Source organism: Nocardioides sp. (assembly GCF_050699375.1).
Taxonomy (GTDB): Bacteria; Actinomycetota; Actinomycetes; order Propionibacteriales; family Nocardioidaceae; genus Nocardioides.
This window is the reverse complement of the sequence record NZ_JBOHDN010000248.1, coordinates 1-5,912: the sequence shown is the minus strand read 5'-3', so window position 1 is coordinate 5,912 and position 5,912 is coordinate 1. Positions and strand designations below refer to the sequence as shown.

Below are 5,912 nucleotides of genomic sequence, written 5' to 3'. Positions count from 1 at the left end.
GGTAACCGCGTGCTGCAGCACGCTGCTACCCGAGCGAACACCGTGTTACCCCTCGGCTCGATGCATAACATAGGTATGTTATGTTTCATCTGTGAGTACGACATCAGCCTCCGGACGTGACCTGTCGCTCGCCCTCGAGAGGGTGGTGCGACTGGTGCGGGAGGTTTCGACCGCGGGGGACGTGTCGCCGACCGCGGCCACTGTGCTGGCCGGGCTGGCGCGGACCGGGCCCCAGCGGGTCACCGACCTGGCCAGGGTCGCCGGCGTCTCCCAGCCGGCCATGACGCAGCTGGTCAACCGGCTCACCCAGCAGGGGATGCTCGCCCGGGTCGCAGACGACGCCGACAGACGAGCGGTGCTCGTCGAGGTCACCGAAGCCGGGAGGGGCGTCCTCGAGACCAGGCGGGGCCAGCGCGCCGGGGTCCTCGACGCCGCCCTGGACCGGGTATCCGCCGAGGATCGTGCCGCCATCGCGGCCGCCCTCCCGGCCCTCGACCGGCTCGTCGACGCCGTGCTCGAGTCCTGACGCGCCGGCCTGCCGGCGACGCGTACGAAGTTCGTATCGAGAAGAGGTAGAAGCGATGAGCTCCCAGCCAGGGGCGGCTGCCGCAAGTCCGTTCAAGCAACCCCGCGCGGTGTGGGCGGTCGCGTTCGCGTGCGTGGTGTCCTTCATGGGCATCGGGCTCGTGGACCCGATCCTGCCGGTGCTCGCCGAGGAGCTCGAGGCCACGCCGGCGCAGGTGTCGCTGCTGTTCACCAGCTATCTCGTGGTGACCGCCGTGGCGATGATCGGCGTCGGCTGGGTCTCGAGCCGGATCGGCGCGAAGTGGACGCTGATCCTCGGGCTGGTGCTCATCGTCGTGTTCGCCGGGCTGGCCGGGACGGCCGGGGGAGTGGACGGCATCGTCGGCTTCCGGGCCGGCTGGGGCCTGGGCAACGCGTTGTTCATCTCCACCAGCCTCGCCGTCATCGTCGCCTCGGCCAGCGGCGGCTTCGCGGGGGCGATCATCCTGTACGAGACCGCGCTGGGCCTCGGGATCGCGGTCGGCCCGCTTCTCGGTGGCGTGCTCGGTGGCATCTCCTGGCGCGGTCCGTTCTACGGCGTCTCCGCGCTGATGGCGATCGCTCTGGTCGCGACGCTGGTCTTCCTTCCGCCGACACCCAAGCCGGAGAAGAAGGTCACCCTGTTCGCGCCGCTCGCCGCGCTGCGCCACCGCGGGCTGCTGACGATGGGCATGATGGCGCTGCTCTACAACTGGGGCTTCTTCACCCTGCTCGGCTACGCGCCCTACCCGATGGGGCTGCACGACCCGCTGCAGCTCGGCTGGGTCTTCTTCGCCTGGGGCATCCTGGTCGCGATCTTTGCCGTCTGGGGTGCGCCCCGGGCCCAGCGCCGCTTCAGCACCGCACCGACGCTGTACGTCAACCTGCTCGGTCTCGGGATCCTGCTGGCCGTCATCGGCCTGGGCGTCTCCTCGCCTCCGGTGGTGATCGGTGCCGTGGTCCTGTCCGGCATCTTCGTCGGCCTCAACAACACGCTGACCACCCAGGCGGTCATGCTGGTCTCCCCGGTGGAGCGGCCGGTGGCCGCCTCGGCCTACGGGTTCGTACGCTTCATCGGCGGCGGTCTGGCGCCCTTCGCCGCGGGCAGGATCGCCGAGGCCACCGACCAGTCGGTCGCCTTCTACGTAGGCGCCGCGGCGTTCCTGATCGCCATCCCGGTCCTGGCCAGCGGTCACAACCTGATCAGGGCCGCCGAGTCCGGCGAGAGCACCGGAGCGGCCGAGACGGAGCTGCAGCCCGTCTCCGCCTAGTCGCGCCTGAGCGCCGCGCCCGAGGTCGGCCCGGCGGGACGTCGTCCGGTCGGACAGATAGCCTTCGGCAGGTGAGCAGTGCGTACGAGACGGCGGACCTCAAGAGCCCGACCCGCCCGCGAGTGACCGAGCCGGTGACGCTGGCCGAGCTGGCCGGCGAGTTCGCCCTGGACGTACGCGGCGACGCGAGCGTCACCGGAGTCACGCTGAGCTCCCAGCGGGTGCTGCCGGGTGACCTCTACGCCGCACTTCCCGGCAGCCGTGCGCACGGTGCGACCTACGCCACCGGCGCCGTCGAGGCCGGTGCGGTGGCGGTGCTCACCGACGCGGCGGGTGCCGCGGAGCTCGCCGCCCAGGGCCTCGACGAGGTGCCCGTGCTGCTCGTGGAGCAGCCGCGCAAGATGCTCGGTTCGCTCTCCGCATACGTCTATGGCAACCCGTCGGGCAAGCTGCGCCTGATCGGCGTGACCGGCACCCAGGGCAAGACCACGACCACCCGGCTGGCCGAGAGCGCGCTGCTCGACGCCGGCCACGCCGCCGGCGTCATCGGCACTGTCGGCACCCGGATCGGCGGCCGCGACGTGAAGACGCCGCTGACCACGCCCGAGGCGCCCGACCTGCACGGGCTCTTCGCCCGGATGGTGGAGGAGGGGACCGAGGCCTGCGCGATGGAGGTCTCCTCCCACGCGCTGGTGATGGGACGCGTGGACGGGGTCGTCTTCGATGTCGCGGTCTTCCTCAACCTGGGCCGCGACCACCTCGACTTCCACAGCACGGTCGAGGACTACTTCCAGGCGAAGGCCGCGCTGTTCACTCCCGAGCGGGCAAAGCTGGGCATCGTCAACATCGACGACGAGCACGGGCGGCGCCTGGCAGCCGAGGCGATCATCCCGATCCACACCTATGCCCTGCACGACCAGTCCGCCGACTGGCGCGCCACCGACATCGAGCTGCGCCCCGACGGCTCGAGCTTCACCGTCCACGGCCCCGAAGGCCTGGAGCTCGCGGCCGCGAGCCCGCTGGCCGGCGACTACAACGTGAGCAACACCCTCGCCGCCCTGGCGAGCATCCACCATGCGTACGCATCCGATGAGGTCGTACGTGCGGTGGCGACCGCCCTCGCCAAGGGCTCCGGTGTCCCCGGACGCCTCGAGCGGGTCGACGAGGGACAGCCGTTCACCGTCGTCGTCGACTACGCGCACAAGCCGGACGCCGTCGAGGCGGCGCTCGGCACGCTCCGCCCGCTGACCGAGTCCAGGCTGATCGTCGTGATCGGCGCCGGGGGAGACCGTGACACCGGCAAACGGCCGATCATGGGGGAGATCAGCGCACGCCTGGCCGACCATGTGATCGTCACCGACGACAACCCCCGCACCGAGGACCCCGCGAGCATCCGGCGAGAGGTCCTGGCGGGGACCACCGGCGGGCGCGCCAGCGTCGAGGAGATCGGCGACCGGCGCACCGCGATCGAGCGGGCCATCGGTCTGGCCGAGCCCGGCGACATCGTGGTCGTCGCGGGCAAGGGCCACGAGACCGGCCAGGAGATCAACGGCGTCACGCACCCGTTCGACGACCGCGAGGTCGTCCGCGAGGCCCTCTCGGGGCGCTGACCGACGGGCCGCCCCGGCGCGGGTGCGCAGCTCCGGCGGCCCCGTGGGTGACAATGACGCGGCCGGTGCGAGCACCGCGCTCCGGGGGCAAGGTCACTGACGTACGTCACAGGAAGGGCGCCCGGCTGCCATGAGAGCGATCCTGCTGAGCGGCGGCATCGCGTTGCTGCTCTCGTTGATCGGCACCCGATTCGCGATCGTCCAGTTCACGAGGCTGGGCTACGGCCAGCCGATCCGGGAGGACGGCCCGACGACCCACCTCGTCAAGCGTGGCACCCCGACGATGGGCGGCGTCGCGATCGTCCTGTCGACGGTCGTCGGCTACTTCGCGGCCATGCTGCTCACCGGAGGCACGCCCAGCGCGACGGCGTACCTGCTGCTCTTCCTCCTCGTCGGCATGGCGGTGGTCGGCTTCCTCGACGACTTCATCAAGGTCGTCATGCAGCGCAACCTCGGCCTGCGCGGACGCGCGAAGATCGTCGGACAGACGATCGTCGCGGTCGTCTTCGGTGTCCTCGCGCTGCACTCCTCGATGGCCGACGCCGACGGGGTCACCCCGGCATCCGACCGGCTCTCCTTCATCCGTGACTTCGGGCCGCACCTGCTCGGCGGCAGCGGGCCGCTCTACTGGGCCGGCGGTGCCGTCCTGCTCACCGTGATCTGGGTGATGGTGACCGGCACCTCCAACGCCACCAACCTCACCGACGGGCTGGACGGTCTGGTGGCCGGGTCCGCGGCGCTCGTGTTCGCGACCTACACGATCATCTCGATCTGGCAGAGCAACCAGCGCTGCGGACGCACGGGCCTGGAGGGCGGCACCTGCTACGAGGTCCGCGACCCGCTCGACATGGCGATCCTGGCCGCCGCGATCGCCGGTGCCTGCTTCGGGTTCCTGTGGTGGAACGCGTCGCCGGCCAAGATCATCATGGGCGACACCGGCTCGCTCGCGCTGGGCTCGGTGCTCGCCGGGTTCGCGATCACGTCCCGCACCGAGCTGCTGCTGATCATCATCGGTGGCCTGTACGTGATGGAGACGGTGGCGGTGATGATGCAGGTGAGCTGGTTCAAGCTGACCCGCAAGCTGACCGGTACGCCGAAGCGGATCTTCCGGATGACGCCGATCCACCACCACTTCGAGATGCTCGGCTGGGAGCAGGTGACCGTCACGATCCGGTTCTGGATCATCACCGGCCTGTGCGTCGCGGCCGGCCTCGGCATCTTCTACGCGGAGTGGGTCGCCGGAATCTGATACCCCTGTGGGGAAGCCGAGCGGCCCGGCGAGCGCCAAACGGCGGGGCGCCGCAAGCGCTCGAATGACGTAGGGAAGAATGCACGAGGCTGCCGGGCGGACCGGATGCGCGGCGGCCCGGGGGCGAAGGCGATCGATCACGTCGACATCCACAGTCGACACATCAAGGAAGGCACCCGGCTGACATGAGAGCGATCTTGCTGAGCGGAGCGATTGCGCTCCTGTTCTCGCTGCTCGGCACCCGATTTGCGATCGTACAGTTCACGAAGCTGGGTTACGGCCAGGAGATCCGCGAGGACGGCCCGACCACCCACCACACCAAGCGCGGCACCCCGACCATGGGCGGCGTCGCGATCGTGATCTCGGTCATCGTCGGCTACTTCGCCGCCAAGCTGCTCACCGGAGACGCGCCGAGCGCGACGGCCTACCTGCTGCTGTTCCTCTTCGTCGGCATGGCAGTGGTCGGGTTCGTGGATGACTTCATCAAGGTCTTCATGCAGCGCAACCTCGGGCTGCGCAGCTGGGCGAAGCTGATCGGCCAGACGATCGTCGCGTTGGCCTTCGGCGCGATCGCGCTGCTGCCGGGGCTGGCCAACCAGGCCGGGATCAGACCGGCCTCCGACCAGCTCTCCTTCATCCGTGACTTCGGTCCGCACCTGCCCTGGGTCGTGATCCTGATCCTCGTGTGGGTGATGGTCAACGGCACCTCCAACGCCACCAACCTCACCGACGGCCTCGACGGGCTGCTGGCCGCCTCGGCCGGCATCGTCTTCGCCGCCTACACGATCATCTCGATCTGGCAGAACAACCAGCGCTGCGGCCGCCCGAGCGTCGAGATCGGCACCTGCTACGAGGTGCGCGACCCGCTCGACATGGCGATCCTGGGCGCCGCGATCGCCGGTGCCTGCTTCGGGTTCCTGTGGTGGAACGCGTCCCCGGCGAAGATCTTCATGGGCGACACCGGCTCGCTCGCGCTGGGCTCCGTGCTCGCCGGGTTCGCGATCATGTCCCGCACCGAGCTGCTGCTGATCATCGTCGGCGGCCTGTTCGTGATGGAGACCGTGGCGGTGATGCTGCAGGTCAGCTGGTTCAAGGTCACCAAGGCCCGCACAGGCACCGGCAAACGGCTCTTCCGGATGGCGCCGATCCACCACCACTTCGAGATGCTCGGCTGGGAGCAGGTCACCGTCGTGATCCGGTTCTGGATCATCACCGGGCTCTGCGTCGCGGCGGGCCTCG

At 69.9% G+C, this 5,912-nt stretch carries 5 protein-coding genes; all 5 read left to right on the top strand.

What is annotated here, in order from left to right:
• The first annotated feature begins 91 nt into the window (after positions 1-91).
• Positions 92-526: a MarR family winged helix-turn-helix transcriptional regulator gene (locus ACRDPS_RS18435; protein WP_431503116.1), complete on the top strand. Its 435-nt coding sequence runs from the start codon at positions 92-94 to the stop codon at positions 524-526.
• A 55-nt stretch (positions 527-581) separates the two neighbouring features.
• Positions 582-1,814, top strand: coding sequence for an MFS transporter (locus ACRDPS_RS18430; RefSeq protein ID WP_431503115.1), 1,233 nt, complete (start codon positions 582-584; stop codon positions 1,812-1,814).
• 140 nt (positions 1,815-1,954) lie between these two features.
• Entirely contained in the window at positions 1,955-3,424 is a 1,470-nt protein-coding gene (locus ACRDPS_RS18425; protein WP_431503117.1) for a UDP-N-acetylmuramoyl-L-alanyl-D-glutamate--2,6-diaminopimelate ligase, read from the top strand.
• Positions 3,425-3,554: 130 nt separating this feature from the next.
• Positions 3,555-4,673 carry a phospho-N-acetylmuramoyl-pentapeptide-transferase gene (mraY, locus tag ACRDPS_RS18420; RefSeq protein WP_431503114.1) on the top strand — a complete coding sequence of 373 codons (1,119 nt, stop codon included), beginning with the start codon at positions 3,555-3,557 and terminating at the stop codon, positions 4,671-4,673.
• Between the two features lie 185 nt (positions 4,674-4,858).
• Positions 4,859-5,912: phospho-N-acetylmuramoyl-pentapeptide-transferase (gene mraY / locus ACRDPS_RS18415; RefSeq protein WP_431503113.1), on the top strand; the 1,054-nt coding region annotated here is incomplete at its 3' end.

What these genes read in the sequence shown, in the direction of transcription:
- mraY (WP_431503114.1), top strand. Translation starts at nt 3,555, where the DNA reads ATGAGAGCGATCCTGCTGAGCGGCGGCATCGCGTTGCTGCTCTCGTTG.
- ACRDPS_RS18430 (WP_431503115.1), top strand. Translation starts at nt 582, where the DNA reads ATGAGCTCCCAGCCAGGGGCGGCTGCCGCAAGTCCGTTCAAGCAACCC.